A 13993-nucleotide genomic window follows, 5' to 3' on the forward strand; every position below is an offset into this window, starting at 1 on the left:
GGGACAACAATTCCTTACGGGTGTCTCCCGCGACCACCACGTTCAGTCGCTCTTCAGGTGACGAATTCCTGTCCTAGATGAATCCGAGGGAATTCGGCGGCGTCCCGCGAGGCCGAGGACCACGGGTCCGGCGACGCCCGCGAGGCCGCCCGCGACGAGGACGGCGAGGAGGACCCAGCGGATGACGCCGAGGACCTCGGAGGGGGTGCTGCCGGTGCCCGCGAGGTGCTCCCCCGGGGTGCCGGTGGTGCCCCCGCCGGTGGTGGCCGGGGGCGGGGCGGCGGAGGAGGGGGGCGCGGTGCCGCCGGCGGCACCGGAGGTGCTCGCGCCGGAGCCGCCGGAGGTGCCGGAGCCGCCGGTGGAGCCGGTCGTGCCGCCGGTGCCGGTGGCGCCGGAGTCCGGGCCGCCCGAGCCGGTGGAGCCGCCGGACGTGGAGCCGCCGGAGGTGCCGGGGCCGGTGGGGGCGCCGCGTTCGAGGCGGTCGGCCGCCGCCGCGGCCAGGGTCCGCAGCTTCTGGGGCAGCGGGGCGTAGCCGTAGGGCAGTTCGCCGGGCGCGGTGCCCTGCTTCTGGCCCGGTCCGGCCGCGTACCGGAGCACGCGCGCGTAGTCCCGGCGGGCGTCGGCGGGCAGCTTGGTGGAGGCGGCGGCGTAGGTCACCACGGTGAGCGGGTAGGCGTCGCCCCGGGTGCGGGCGGGGTCGGCGGCGAGGACGCCGGGGACGGCGGAGTCCTCGTACTGGCCGACCGCCGCGAGCAGGGAGGTGGTGGTGGGCCGGACGTAGGTGCCGTCGGCGTTGGGCAGGGCGGCGACCTGGAGCTGGTAGCGGACGGCGGAGGCGGCGTCGGTGAGGCCGTAGGCGCGCCGCTCGCCGGGGAGGTACTCGGGGCCCGAGAGTTTCAGTCCGCCCGCGGCGGTGGGGTCGTCGAGGGCCTCGTACTTGGCGTTGTTGGTGCCGCGCCGGACCCAGCGGGCCGCGTCGTGGAGGTCGACGGCGTACGGGGAACGGTCGATCGCCCCGTAGGTGATGCTTTTCTCGCCGACCTTTATCTCGGTCTCGGTGGGGTCGGCCTTCGGGAATTCGTAGGAGCCGTCGGTGACGAGTCCGAGGTCCTTGAAGTGGGGATTGACCTTCATTCCCCAGGGGTCCGGCCGCCCCTCCAGGAAGGCGCGGGATTCGGCGTTTCCGCGCAGATAGTCCCAGACGACCTTGGTGGCGTCGGAGCGTTCGGCGGAGAGCAGGATTCCGCCGGGGTAGACCTGGGGTGCCTGCGGGGAGCGGGCGAACGCGGGGTTGAGTTCCAGGAACTCGGGGTCGCGGACGAGGGAGTCCGGGTTGCCCTTGAGGTGCTCGGGCGCGGGCCGGTCGTAGGTGAGGTAGCGGACGTCGAGCGGGTACGAGGAGGTGAGCAGTTTCGCCAGGAGGCGCGGGCTCAGCCTCAGGTCGCGGACGAGTCCGATGCCGCTCGCCTCCCAGAAGACGCCGACGGTGAGTCCGCTGACGGCGACCGGGGCGTGGACGAAGCCCGCCTTCTCGCCGCCCTCGACGGGTTCGACGGTGAAGGCGAGTCCTGGGGTGGTGGCGGTCGGACGGGTGAGGTTGCCCCGGGCCAGTTCCTCGCCGCGCTGGGAGAAGGTGAAGCGGGTGGTGCCGGTGGCGCAGAGCGCCGACTGCCAGGAGGTGACGGCGTCGGTGACGAGTTCGGAGCCGGTCATGCGCCGTTCGGTGCGGTCCGTGGGGCAGGGTTCGCGGACCGGCAGGAAGTCCAGCGGGAAGACGATCCGGCGGTCCCAGTTGGTGGTGGTGAACGGGGAGGTGTTGGGCCGGTGGTCGACGCCGGTGGAGCCGTCGGGGTCGTGGGAGCCCCGGGGGACGACCACGAGCCAGCAGCGGCGGCCCCTGACGTCGGTGCCGGTGCCGAGGGGGTCGCCGCAGCCGAGGTGGGGGGCCTCCCGGGTGGTCTGGAGGTTGAAGGCCACCTCGCCGGTGCCGTCGGGCTGGGTGGCGGCGAAGAACTCCTCGTTGGTGTCGCCGGGGCCGAAGTAGGTCCAGTCGGTGGTCTTCTTCGTGGGCGGCCCGGACACCGGCCGGAACGGCACGAAGGGGCTGGTCTTCTGGCCCGGGTACTCCGGGCTGGGGATCAGCTCGTCGTACTCCTTCTCCAGCGGGTCGGTGCCGACGAGGAGTTCGCGCCGGGCGATGTGGGTGCCGAAGTTGCCGCCGCTGGTGGCGGCGCCGCCGAACTGGCACTGCTCGCGCTTCGGACCGGCGGGGTCGTCGCCCCAGCACTGCATGATCTGGAGGTAGTCGCTCTTGCGCCCCTGGGTGGGGACCCCGCCCCGCCAGGTGACCTTGAGGCCCTGGGCCCGCAGGTTCCGCGTCTGGTGGACGGTCACTTCGAGACCGGAGAAGTCGTCGTACGGGCCCTTCGTGCCGCGCTTGGTCGCCGCCGAGTTCCCGGCGGGGCCGGTGGCGGCGACGGCGGTGCCGCCCGGGGGCAGCGGGAGCAGGGCGAGGACGACGGCGGCGAGCAGCGCGCCGAGCCCCGCCGCCCGGGTGCGGGAGGTCTTCCCGCGCGGGCTCCCGGTGCTCGGGCTCTTCGTGCTCGGGCTCTTCATCGGGTGCCTCCGGTGCGTTCGGCGCGGGCGGCGAGGACGCGGCCGACGAGCGGGGGCGCGACGACCGTGGCGAGGAGCAGGAGGGCGGAGAGGGCCATCAGCAGGCCGCGCAGACCGCCTCCGGTGTCGGCGGCGAGGGTGACCGGGGTGGCGACGATGCCGCCGCCGTCCTGGCCGGTGCCGGTGGCGCCACCGGCACCGGAACCACCGCCGCCGGTGCCGAGCGCCTCCCCGGTGTCGGGGTCCACACCGCCGCCGGTGGCGCCGCCCGAGCCGGTCGTCCCGCCGGAGGCCGCCGTACCTCCGCCGGCCGGACCGCCGGAGGACGTACCGCCGTCGGCACCACCGGTCGCACCGCCCGAGGAGGGGCCGGAGCCGCCGCCGGTCGAACCGCCGCCGCCGGAGCCGCCGTTGGTTCCGGCGGTCGAACCCCCGGTGGACGTACCGCCGTTGGAGCCGCCGTTGTGCACGGGGGTGTCGTTGCCGCGCGCGCCGCCGGTTCCGTCGGCGCACTGGGTCGTGCCGCGCTTGTCGCAGTCCTTGGGCATCGGCGCGTTCTTGGCGAGGGTGTTGGTGCCGTCCGCCGAGAAGGTGGGGTTGCGGCAGTCGGACAGGTCCACGGCGCCGGTGGGCGCGCCGGGTATCCGGCGGATCTGCTCGAAGCCCGCCTGGACCAGGTTCCTCGGCAGCGGCGAGTAGCCGAGTTCCTCGGCCTGCTGCTGGCCCTCGCAGAGGAAGTAGCGGGCGAAGGTGCCGAGCGAGCGGCCCTTCTCCCGGGTGTGCGGGGCCGTCTCGCTGGTGGGGACGACCATGTAGCTGTAGCTGGAGAGCGGGTAGCCGCGCCGGTCGGTGGTGCGGTAGACGCCGTCGAGGATCTGGGTGAGGTAGTCGGTGGAGTTCTTGTCGTCGTCGATCCGGGCCCGGAGCAGGGCGACGGCGACGCTGGAGGCGGTCGGCTCGACGTAGTACCCGGAGGAGTTGAGGATCTTGGCGACCGGGAAGTGCGCGTTCATCGCGTACGAGTACTCGACGTAGGTGATGGCGCCCTCGCCCTGCGGCTGGCGGACGTGCGCGGAGACGCCGAGCGAACCGGACTTGGCGACGGTGGTCGCGCCGGGCACCACGGGGAAGTACGAGGTCATGCCGCAGGGCGTCTGGCGTCCGGCACGGCGGCAGTAGTCGTTCCAGACCCCGCTCTGCTCCTTGGCGAGCCAGGTGGTGAACTGGGCGGTGGTGCCCGAGCCGTCGGAGCGCACGACGGGCACGATGCGGCGGGCCGGGAGGATCAGGCCGGGGTTGTCGGCCTTGATCTCGGGCGCGTTCCACATGGTCAGCTCGCCGGTGAAGATCTTCGCCAGGACGGGGCCCGAGAGCCGCAGGTTGGTGACCTGACGGCCGCTGATCCGCAGGTTGTACATGAAGGCGGTGCCGCCCGCGACGATCGGCATGTAGGCGTAGCCGCGGCCCGGCGGCACGTCGGTGGCGTTGCCGTCCTTGAGGCCGTACGGGATCTCGGAGACGGCGAAGTCGACGGTGCCGTTCTTGAACTGCTCGCGGCCCTGGGAGGAGCCGTTGGCGTTGAAGTTGACGGTCAGGCCGATGTTGGCGCCGATGTTGCGGCGCCACTGCTCGACGGCGTTGGAGCTCCAGGTGGAGCCGGAGCCGGTGATCTTGGTGTATCCGGCGGCCTGCGCGGCGGGCGGCCCGACGAGCAGGGCGAGCACCGCGCTGAGCACGGTGGCGAGGCCCAGCAGGATGCGGACGGGCTGGACGGCGGTTCTCACGGCGTGCTCCTCGGTTCTGCGGTTCTCACTGCGTGCTCCTCGGTTCTGCGGATCGGTCCGGACGGGCGGCGGACGGCCCGGCGGCGAAGGCCCCCGCGCCGCTCCTGGCGGCGTCCTGGCGGGCGGCGTCCCGCCGGGACGCGAGGGCCCGGCGGCGCTCCTGGCGCTTCGTCAGCTGTCCGGGGCCCCGTCCGCCCGCGATCCGGGCGAGGACGAAGAGCAGCAGCACGAGCAGCATGAGGACGGCGGCGGTGCCGAAACCGCGGGCGATCATGTTCGGTTCGGGTGACTTGACCAGCTCGAAGGTGGCGAGCGGCAGGGAGACCTGGGCGCCGGAGGTCGGCAGGGCGTTCAGTTCGGCGGTGAACCCGGCGGTGAGCAGCACCGGAGAGGTCTCCCCGACCCCGCGCGCGGTGCCGAGGATGACGGCCGTGGTGAGTCCGGAGCGGGCGGTCGGCAGGACGACGTGCCAGACGGTCCGCCAGCGCGAGGACCCCATGGCGTACGAGGCCTCCCGCAGGGTGCCGGGGACCAGCCGGATGACGACGTCGGAGGCGCGGATGATGATCGGCAGCATCATCACGGAGAGGGCGAGCGAGGCGGCGAGGCCGGAGCGCTCCATGCCGAGGCCCAGGATGACGGTGGCGTAGACGAAGAGGCCCGCGACGATCGAGGGCAGGGCCGTCATGGCCTCGACGATCGTACGGACCAGACGGGCGAAGGCGCCGGGCACCTCGTTGAGGAAGACCGCGCAGACGATGCCGGTGGGCACGGTGAGCGCGAGCGCGATGCCGACCTGTTCGAGGGTGCCGACGACGGCGTGCAGGACGCCGCCGACGTCGAGGGGTTCGAGCGGTCCCGCGAGGCTCATGTCCTGGGTGAAGAAGTTGAGGTGGACGAGGGCCGCGCGGCCCTCCCAGAGCGTGAAGGCGACGACGAAGACGAGCACGGCGAGGAGGAGCAGCCCGAAGCTGCGCACGACGGCGCCCGCGATCCGGTCCCGTACGGCGGGCCCGTCCTCGTCGAAGGAGACGAGCAGCGCGTAGAGCGCGAGGAAGAGGACGTACGCGACGAGGACGGAGCCGACGGCGCCGCTGAAGGGCAGCAGGCGGGCGAAGAGCAGCCAGGTCAGGGCGAGCGAGGCGGCGGCGGCGCCGAGCACGGCGTAGACGTCCGAGGCGCGGGCGCCGCCGGTGGTCCGCCGGTGTTCGGGTCCGGGTGGCGGGGCCTGCTCGGCGGGCGGGCGCAGGGCCGGCCGCTCCGGGGCGATGGTCATGTCGGTGGGGTCCCCCTTGGGGAGCTACGCGTCGCTGGTGGCGCCGGAGCGGCTGCGGGCGACGATGGACGAGGCGGCGAAGTTGACGATCAGGGTCATGACGAAGAGGGCGAAGCCCGCCGCCATCAGGGCGGACATGCCGAAGGGCGTGGCTTCGCCGTAGCGCAGGGCGATGAGGGAGGACACCGAGCTGGTGCCGGTCTGCAGGACGTGCCACTGGATGGTGAAGACCTGCGAGATGACCATGTAGACGGCGATGGTCTCGCCGAGGGCGCGGCCGAGGCCGAGCATGGTGCCGCCGATCATGCCGCCCTTGCCGAAGGGCAGGACGACGCTGCGGATCATGCCCCAGCGGGTGGCGCCGAGCGCGTAGGCGCCCTCGCGTTCCCCGGCCGGTGCCTGGGAGAAGACCTCGCGCATGATCGAGCAGATGATCGGCGCGACCATCATGGCGACGACGAGTCCGGCGACGAAGGTCGACGAGGTGTAGACGGTGGGCGGGGCGAGCGGGTCGTCGGGGTCGGCGCCGTCGACCCGGAGGAAGGGGATCCAGCCCAGGTAGGAGGCGATCCAGCGGGCGGTCGGCAGGATCGATTCCTCCAGCCAGAAGACGCCCCACAGTCCGTAGACGACGGAGGGCACGGCGGCCATCAGGTCGACGGTGGAGATCAGGGTGCGGCGCAGCCGGGGCGGGGCGTACTCGGAGATGTAGAGCGCGGCTCCGGTGGCGAGCGGCACGGCCACGGTGATCGCGACGAGGGCGATGAGGACGGTGCCGAGGAGGACGGCGGCGATGCCGAAGCGACCGCCGTCGGGTTCCCAGCTCTCGGTGGTGAGGAAGGAGGGTCCGGCGCGGTCGAGCGCCTGCCAGGCCCGGTGGAGCAGGAAGCCGCCGACGAGGAGCATGACCGCGAGGACGAGGCCGCCGCCGGTGCGGGCGACGGTGCGGAAGACCCGGTCGGGAAGGCCGGGGTCGGCGTGCAGCCGTCTCGGCGTGTCGGGCGGCGGTTCCGCCGGGCTGCCGGACGGCCGTCTGCCGTGCGGTGGGTCAAGGGTCTCGGTCGTCACGGTGAGGACGTAAGTCCCGCCGGGTGGACTCGTCCGCCACGCCATGTGAACGAGGGGCGTGCGCGGGGCAACTTTCGTTCACCGAAGGGCTGTTGAGGCCCATCCGGGGCCTTCTTCGGCGATCAGCGCGCGGAACCGCGCATAGGCGGTGCGGCAGGTGGAATGGCGCTCGTAGGAGCGTCCGGAGAGGGCGGCGGTACGGCCTTCGGCGTCGCGCAGCAGCCACACCCAGCCGTTGCCGCCCGGGGTGTGCTGCACTCCGCCGGCCAGGGCGGTGTGTCCGGCGCACAGGGCGGCGAAGGCCGCCCGGCATCCGGCGTGGTCGTCGTAGCAGCCCCCCGACCGCGCGACGACCCTTCCGTTCTGGGCGACGAGCCGCCACCCGTAGCGTCCGTCGGCCCCCAGGTCGACCAGACAGCGCGTTCCGGACACACCGGTGTCCTTGGTCATCGCCCCCACCCCCACAGTCTCGGCAGGGGCAATCTATTGAGACGCGCGTGACGGTTGGGAGATAAACCATTTCCCGGTGGCACGCTTCACCGCGCCGTTGCCCCTAGGACACCGACGGCCCCGGTTCGGGGGCGAGAACCGGTCAGCCCGTCGAGAACAGGACGATCAGGAGCAGCAGTCCGGCCACGGCGGGGCCGATGATCTCGTACGCCCAGCGCACCGTGACCTCGCCCCGCGCCCCGGGGGCACCGGCGTGCCGGGAGGCCATCTCGCGCAGATCGGCGACGGTCTGGTCGGTGGGCGCGGTCCGCGCGCTCCGGTCCCGTACGTCGGCGGAGGTGGAGGTCCGCCCGTGCGGGTCGTCCTGGGAGGCGCGCATGGCCCGGCGGGCGGCCTTCTTGCGCTGGCGCAGCGAGACGGGCACCGCCCACAGCTGGTATTTGGCGCCGTCCCGGGCGAAGGCCTCGCTGGAGTATCCGGCCCGGACGTCGGCGACCTGCGCCCAGGGCAGGGTGATCGACCGGAAGGGGTTGCGGATGTGGAGCCGGTCGTCGTTCGCGCGGACGACGGGCCGGATCGTGAACGCCACGATCAGCGGAACGACGAGGACGAGCCCGGCGAGCGCGAACCAGGGTGACCGGCCCTCGCCGCGGATCATGGAGTCACCGGCGAAGAAGGTGGTGAGGAGCAGCAGGAAGACCCCGCTCGCGATGCCGAGGGGCGAGCGGAACACCTGGTCGGCGGAGGCGTCGGACGGCTTCTCCTGGTTCGGCTCCCGGCTCGGCTCGGGGCGGGGCTCGGGGGTCGGCTCGGGGGGCGTCATGCCGCCGATTCTGCCTCAGCGGAACGACGGGGGCTCAGGCGGCCCGCGCGGTCACCAGGTCCGCGTACAGAATGATGTTGTCCGGGCGGTGCCCGCCGGTCAGCTCGCCGCCGCAGGTGACGAGCCTCAGCTCGGGCCCCCGGGTGTCGCCGTACACCTTGGCGGTGGGGAAGGCGTTCTTGCCGACCTGCTCCAGTTCCCTGATCCGGAAGACCGCGGCGGTGCCGTCGGCGCGGTCCACGGTGATCTCGTCGCCGACCCGGACCCGTGAGACGTTCCGCAGCACGGCGGGGCCCCGGGCGGTGTCGAAGTGCCCGATGAGGACGGCGGGGCCGGTCTGCCCGGGGGTGACGCCCTTGTCGTACCAGCCGATCCGGTCGGCGTCGGCGACCGAGGGCACCTCGACGGTCCCGTCGGCGGCGAGCCCCAGCGGCAGGACGGGTCCGGTGTCCACCCCGGCGGCGGGGACGCGCACCCGTACGGGCAGGGAGCGGGCCAGCGGGCGCACGGCCGGGACGCTCGCCGCGGGGGCGGGGGCGGCGGTCGCCGGGGAGATCCGCGCGGGCGGGGTGACGGCGGCGGGCCCCGGCCCGGCGGAGCATCCGGTGAGCGCGGTGAGGACGGCGAGGGCGCCGACGAGGACGGCGGAAGCGGTGCGCGTACGGGGGCGGGCGGGGCTGCTGTTCACGGGAGGGCTCCGGACGGGGTGCGCGACCGGCCCCGCGCGGTGCGCGGGGCCGGTCCGGGGTGGTGCTCCTGCTCGGGTCGGGGTCGAGGAGCGGAGGGCGGCGCCGGTGGGCGGCGCCGGTGGTGCGGGTAAGGCGGGTGGTGCTGTGGTGCGAGTGGTGCTGGTGGTGCGGGTAAGACGAGTGGTGCCAGCGGCACACATGGCGCTGGTGACGCGAGTGGCACCGGTGACACAGGTGGCACCACAGGTACGGCAAGTGACGCGCCTGCCGCGAGGGCGGCGTGCGGCACCGGCGCCGTGAGCGGCCCGGCGCGCACCACGCGAGCGGCCCGGCGGGCCCGGCGCGGCCCGGAGTTCCCGGCCGGACCGCGTCGGCGTCAGACGCGGGCGGCGGCCCGGCGGCGCAGGACGACGAAGCCGAGGCCCGCCGCGGCGAGCGAGGCGGCACCGGCGCCGGTGGCGAGCAGCGCGCCGGAGTCGTCGGCGGTGCCGAGCTCGGCACCGGCCGCGACGCCGCCCTTCGGGACGACGGTGGTCTGCCCGGCGGTGTTGACGGTGGTGCCGGTGTTTCCGGCGGGGGCGGTGGTGGGCGTGGTGACGGGCGTGCCCGACTTCTTCACACAGCCCTCGGGCAGCTTCGGGAAGGCGGTCCAGCGGTAGGGCGTGTCCCCGCCCTGGGTGCGCTGGCCGAGCCGCGGGGCGGCCGTGTCCGCGCCCTTGATCGTGAGGCCCTGGCCCCGGTCGGCCGGGTGGGCGCGGTCGACGGTGACGACGGCCTTGCCCGCCTCGTCCTTGAGGACGGCCTTCGGGCCCTTCTCCAGGTCGTTGGTGAGGGTGACGGTCATCAGCGCGAAGACCGAGGGGACGTCCTGCCGGACCGCGCACTCGCCGACGGTGACGACCGGGCCGGGGCCGGGCGCCGGGCTCTCGACGGGGCGCGGGGCGGCCTGCCGGGCGCCGCCCGGGATGTACGCGGCGAAGCCGCCGTCCTGTTCCAGGACCACGATCGCCTTGCCGTACGTCCAGACCTGGCGGGGGCCGTTGAGGTAGGTGTAGCCGCGGCCCTTGCCGTTCTCGACCAGCTGGAGGCCGAAGCGGCCGTCCTTCTCGGCGAGCTGGAGCCGGGTGCCGTCGGCGAGCTCGTACAGGCCGGGCGCGGCGCCGGGGAGGTAGGCGCGGTTCCAGTTGTAGGTGGTGCCGTTCTCGAAGAGGACGAAGAACTCGCCGTTGTCGTTGCCCGCGGCGGGCCGGGTGTTGGCGTCCACGACGCCCACCGGGTTGCCCTGGTGGGTGAGCTCGGCGCGGTGGTGCAGCGCGTCGACCTTGTAGATCTTGGCGACGGTGCCGCCGAGGAGGGTCTCGGTCCGGACGAGGACGCCCCCGGCCGGGTCCGCCGGGGCGGCGGTCGGCGTGGCGGCCGACGCCTTGCCCGCGGTGTTCGTACCGGCCGAGGGCTTCGCGTCCGCCGGCTTCGCGTCCGCAGGCCGGGCGGCCGAAGCGGCCAGGGCCGACGGAGCCGCAGCGGCCGGGCCGTCGGCGGCGAAGGCGGCTCCGGCGCCGAAGGCCGGGGTGGCCATCGCGACGCCCGCGACGAGGGCGGTGGCGAGGGCGGTACGAAGGGCGGTGCGCACAACGACTCCTGGAAGATCAGGCAGGTGGATGGGAGAGCCTCATGCCGCTTTTTCTCGGTCGGTCCGTATGTCCGGATGTCCGGTGAGGTCTGGTCGGCTGCTGAAGGAAAATCTATTGATCATGTATTCGGAAGCTGTACGCCCCATGTCACAGGCATGTGACAGCGCTCACAGCGGAGCACCCCGACTGTGACCTCCGGCTCTGCCGTCCCGGTCCCCTGTACAGGCCGCTACGCGCGTAGATATGCTCGACTGGTGACCATGCCCACCACTGCATCCGCAGCACCCTCCCCCGCGGCCTCCGGCGCGGGAGGTGCTCCCTTCGCCGACGTGACCGCGTCCGACGGTGCGCTGCGCCGCTTCCTCCACGGGCTGCCCGGCGTCGACGCCGTCGGCCTGGAGGCGCGCGCCGCCGCCCTCGGCACCCGCTCGATCAAGACCACGGCCAAGGCGTACGCCATCGACCTGGCCATTTCCATGATCGACCTGACGACGCTCGAAGGCGCGGACACCCCGGGCAAGGTCCGGGCGCTCGCCGCCAAGGCCGTCCACCCCGATCCGACCGACCGCGCGACCCCGACGACCGCCGCCGTCTGCGTCTACCCCGACATGGTGGCCACCGCCAAGGAGGTCCTCGCGGGCTCCGGCGTCAAGGTCGCCTCGGTCGCCACCGCCTTCCCGGCGGGCCGCGCCGCGCTCCCGGTGAAGCTGGCCGACACGGCCGACGCCATCGCCGCGGGCGCCGACGAGATCGACATGGTCATCGACCGGGGCGCGTTCCTCGCCGGGCGCTACCTGGAGGTCTTCGAGCAGATCGTCGCGGTCAAGGCGGAGTGCGGCGACCGCGCCCGCCTCAAGGTGATCTTCGAGACCGGCGAGCTGTCCACGTACGACAACATCCGCCGCGCCTCCTGGCTCGGCATGATGGCGGGCGCGGACTTCATCAAGACGTCGACCGGCAAGGTCGCGGTGAACGCCACCCCGGCGAACACGCTGCTGATGCTGGAGGCGGTGCGCGACTTCCGGGCGCAGACCGGTGTGCAGATCGGGGTGAAGCCCGCGGGCGGCATCCGCACCACCAAGGACGCGATCAAGTTCCTGGTCATCGTGAACGAGACCGTGGGCGAGGACTGGCTGGACAACCACTGGTTCCGCTTCGGCGCCTCCAGCCTGCTCAACGACCTGCTGATGCAGCGTCAGAAGCTGGCGACCGGCCGCTACTCCGGCCCCGACTACGTGACGGTGGACTGATCAACATGGCATCTGCATTCGAGTACGCACCGGCACCGGAGTCCCGGTCCGTCGTCGACATCGCGGCCGGCTACGGCCTGTTCATCGACGGCGAGTTCGTCGACGCGGCCGACGGCAAGGTCTTCAAGACCGTCTCCCCCTCCACCGAGGAGGTCCTCTCCGAGGTCGCCCAGGCGGGCCCCGAGGACGTCGACCGCGCGGTGAGGGCCGCCCGCAAGGCCTTCGAGAAGTGGTCGGCGCTGCCCGGCGCCGAGCGCGCCAAGTACCTCTTCCGCATCGCCCGGATCATCCAGGAGCGCAGCCGCGAGCTGGCCGTCCTGGAGACCCTGGACAACGGCAAGCCGATCAAGGAGACCCGCGACGCGGACCTCCCGCTGGTCGCCGCGCACTTCTTCTACTACGCGGGCTGGGCCGACAAGCTCGACCACGCGGGCTACGGGGCGAACCCCGGGCCGCTGGGCGTGGCCGGTCAGGTCATCCCGTGGAACTTCCCGCTGCTCATGCTGGCGTGGAAGATCGCCCCGGCGCTGGCCACGGGCAACACGGTGGTCCTGAAGCCCGCCGAGACGACCCCGCTGACCGCCCTGTTCTTCGCGGACATCTGCCGCCAGGCGGGACTGCCGAAGGGCGTCGTCAACATCCTTCCCGGATACGGGGAGACGGGCGCCGCGCTGGTCGGGCACCCGGACGTGAACAAGGTCGCCTTCACCGGTTCGACCGCCGTCGGCAAGGCCATCGCCCGGTCCGTCGCCGGTACGGACAAGAAGGTCACCCTGGAGCTGGGCGGCAAGGGCGCCAACATCGTCTTCGACGACGCCCCCCTCGACCAGGCCGTCGAGGGCATCGTCAACGGCATCTTCTTCAACCAGGGCCAGGTCTGCTGCGCGGGCTCGCGCCTCCTGGTCCAGGAGTCGGTGCAGGACGAGCTGCTCGACGCGCTCAAGCGCCGCCTGAGCACCCTGCGCCTGGGCGACCCGCTGGACAAGAACACCGACATCGGCGCCATCAACTCCGCCGAGCAGCTGGCCCGCATCACCGCGCTGGTGGAGCGGGGCGAGGCGGAGGGCGCCGAGCGCTGGTCCGCCCCCTGCGAACTCCCCTCCTCCGGCTACTGGTTCGCCCCGACGCTCTTCACGAACGTCACCCAGGCGCACACCGTGGCCCGGGACGAGATCTTCGGCCCGGTCCTGTCGGTGCTGTCCTTCCGCACGCCCGCCGAGGCCGTCGCGAAGGCCAACAACAGCCAGTACGGCCTGTCCGCGGGCATCTGGTCGGAGAAGGGCTCCCGCATCCTCGCGGTCGCCGACAAGCTCCGCGCCGGTGTCGTCTGGGCCAACACGTTCAACAAGTTCGACCCGACCTCGCCCTTCGGCGGCTACAAGGAGTCGGGCTTCGGCCGTGAAGGCGGCCGTCACGGTCTGGAGGCCTACCTCGATGTCTGAGTCGACCAACCGTCTGAGCGTCTTCAAGACCTACAAGCTGTACGTCGGGGGCAAGTTCCCCCGCTCCGAGAGCGGCCGGGTGTACGAGGTGACGGACTCGAAGGGCAAGTGGCTGGCGAACGCCCCGCTCTCCTCCCGCAAGGACGCCCGTGACGCGGTCGTCGCCGCCCGCAAGGCCTTCGGCGGCTGGTCGGGCGCGACCGCGTACAACAGGGGCCAGATCCTCTACCGCGTCGCCGAGATGCTGGAGGGCCGCCGCGAGCAGTTCGTCCGCGAGGTCGGCGAGGCCGAGGGCCTGTCGAAGTCGAAGGCGGCGGCGGTCGTCGACGCGGCGATCGACCGCTGGATCTGGTACGCGGGCTGGACCGACAAGATCGCCCAGGTCGTGGGCGGCGCCAACCCCGTCGCGGGCCCGTACTTCAACCTGTCCTCGCCCGAGCCGACCGGTGTCGTCACGGTCGTGGCCCCGCAGGACTCGTCGTTCCTCGGCCTGGTCTCGGTGATCGCCCCGGTGATCGCCACGGGCAACACGGCCGTGGTCATCGCCTCGGAGAAGGCGCCGCTCCCGGCGCTCTCCCTGGGCGAGGTGCTCGCCACCTCCGACCTGCCCGGCGGTGTCGTGAACATCCTGTCCGGCAAGGCGTCCGAGATGGGCCCGCACCTCGCGGCCCACCAGGACGTCAACGCGATCGACCTCACGGGCGCGACCGGCGGCGACCTCGCCCGCGACCTGGAGATCGCGGCGGCGGACAACCTGAAGCGGGTCCTGCGCCCCCGTACCGAGGACTTCACCGCGTCCCCCGGCACGGACCGCATGACCGCCTTCCTGGAGACGAAGACCGTCTGGCACCCCACGGGTTCGCTGGGCGCGGGCGGCTCCTCGTACTAGAGGACGACTCCTCGTACCGGCGGGCGGGCTCCTCGCACCAGAGGCGCCCGAGCGCCGGGAGCACGTCCGTCGCGG

The 13993-nt window shown here is 73.0% G+C and carries 11 protein-coding genes; 3 read left to right on the top strand and 8 right to left on the bottom strand.

Annotated features, from left to right (window positions below; translation table 11 throughout):
• Nucleotides 1–42: 42 nt before the first annotated feature.
• The 8 genes from ACIO92_RS12845 to ACIO92_RS12880 all read right to left on the bottom strand — a co-directional run bounded on the left by ACIO92_RS12845 (nt 43) and on the right by ACIO92_RS12880 (nt 10336).
• On the bottom strand, nt 43–2616 hold the full coding sequence (locus ACIO92_RS12845; protein WP_366445565.1) for a hypothetical protein: 2574 nt from the start codon (nt 2614–2616) through the stop codon (nt 43–45).
• The gene (gene pstS, locus ACIO92_RS12850) at nt 2613–4400 is read right to left on the bottom strand and encodes a phosphate ABC transporter substrate-binding protein PstS (protein WP_402281232.1); all 1788 of its coding nucleotides are present in this window, start codon (nt 4398–4400) and stop codon (nt 2613–2615) included. Before pstS ends, ACIO92_RS12845 begins: the two co-directional genes overlap by 4 nt.
• A gap of 25 nt (nt 4401–4425) precedes the next feature.
• Nucleotides 4426–5676 carry a phosphate ABC transporter permease PstA gene (pstA, locus tag ACIO92_RS12855; RefSeq protein WP_402281234.1) on the bottom strand — a complete coding sequence of 417 codons (1251 nt, stop codon included), beginning with the start codon at nt 5674–5676 and terminating at the stop codon, nt 4426–4428.
• Nucleotides 5677–5700: 24 nt separating this feature from the next.
• Nucleotides 5701–6744 carry a phosphate ABC transporter permease subunit PstC gene (gene pstC / locus ACIO92_RS12860; RefSeq protein ID WP_351788000.1) on the bottom strand — a complete coding sequence of 348 codons (1044 nt, stop codon included), beginning with the start codon at nt 6742–6744 and terminating at the stop codon, nt 5701–5703.
• A gap of 78 nt (nt 6745–6822) precedes the next feature.
• On the bottom strand, nt 6823–7194 hold the full coding sequence (locus ACIO92_RS12865; protein WP_366445562.1) for a DUF1508 domain-containing protein: 372 nt from the start codon (nt 7192–7194) through the stop codon (nt 6823–6825).
• Between the two features lie 142 nt (nt 7195–7336).
• On the bottom strand, nt 7337–8017 hold the full coding sequence (locus ACIO92_RS12870; RefSeq protein WP_402056445.1) for a PH domain-containing protein: 681 nt from the start codon (nt 8015–8017) through the stop codon (nt 7337–7339).
• A 34-nt stretch (nt 8018–8051) separates the two neighbouring features.
• Complete coding sequence (locus tag ACIO92_RS12875) at nt 8052–8705, bottom strand: class F sortase (RefSeq protein ID WP_401242721.1); 654 nt, start codon at nt 8703–8705, stop codon at nt 8052–8054.
• Between the two features lie 377 nt (nt 8706–9082).
• Entirely contained in the window at nt 9083–10336 is a 1254-nt protein-coding gene (locus ACIO92_RS12880) for a hypothetical protein (protein ID WP_402281237.1), read from the bottom strand.
• Between the two features lie 261 nt (nt 10337–10597).
• On the opposite strand from ACIO92_RS12880, the gene deoC reads away from it, so the two are divergent.
• From deoC to ACIO92_RS12895, 3 genes are read left to right on the top strand one after another with little or no spacing between them, the layout of a single operon-like run.
• Entirely contained in the window at nt 10598–11587 is a 990-nt protein-coding gene (deoC, locus tag ACIO92_RS12885; RefSeq protein WP_366445558.1) for a deoxyribose-phosphate aldolase, read from the top strand.
• A 5-nt stretch (nt 11588–11592) separates the two neighbouring features.
• The gene (locus ACIO92_RS12890; RefSeq protein ID WP_402281239.1) at nt 11593–13029 is read left to right on the top strand and encodes an aldehyde dehydrogenase family protein; all 1437 of its coding nucleotides are present in this window, start codon (nt 11593–11595) and stop codon (nt 13027–13029) included.
• On the top strand, nt 13022–13918 hold the full coding sequence (locus ACIO92_RS12895; RefSeq protein ID WP_366445556.1) for an aldehyde dehydrogenase family protein: 897 nt from the start codon (nt 13022–13024) through the stop codon (nt 13916–13918). The genes ACIO92_RS12890 and ACIO92_RS12895 overlap by 8 nt, the downstream gene beginning before the upstream one ends.
• The last annotated feature ends 75 nt before the right edge of the window (nt 13919–13993 follow it).

Source organism: Streptomyces sp. NPDC087215 (genome assembly GCF_044744885.1).
GTDB lineage: Bacteria > Actinomycetota > Actinomycetes > Streptomycetales > Streptomycetaceae > Streptomyces.

What these genes read in the sequence shown, in the direction of transcription:
- ACIO92_RS12845 (WP_366445565.1), bottom strand. Translation starts at nt 2,616, where the DNA reads ATGAAGAGCCCGAGCACGAAGAGCCCGAGCACCGGGAGCCCGCGCGGG.
- pstA (WP_402281234.1), bottom strand. Translation starts at nt 5,676, where the DNA reads ATGACCATCGCCCCGGAGCGGCCGGCCCTGCGCCCGCCCGCCGAGCAG.
- ACIO92_RS12865 (WP_366445562.1), bottom strand. Translation starts at nt 7,194, where the DNA reads ATGACCAAGGACACCGGTGTGTCCGGAACGCGCTGTCTGGTCGACCTG.
- ACIO92_RS12870 (WP_402056445.1), bottom strand. Translation starts at nt 8,017, where the DNA reads ATGACGCCCCCCGAGCCGACCCCCGAGCCCCGCCCCGAGCCGAGCCGG.
- deoC (WP_366445558.1), top strand. Translation starts at nt 10,598, where the DNA reads ATGCCCACCACTGCATCCGCAGCACCCTCCCCCGCGGCCTCCGGCGCG.
- ACIO92_RS12890 (WP_402281239.1), top strand. Translation starts at nt 11,593, where the DNA reads ATGGCATCTGCATTCGAGTACGCACCGGCACCGGAGTCCCGGTCCGTC.
- ACIO92_RS12895 (WP_366445556.1), top strand. Translation starts at nt 13,022, where the DNA reads ATGTCTGAGTCGACCAACCGTCTGAGCGTCTTCAAGACCTACAAGCTG.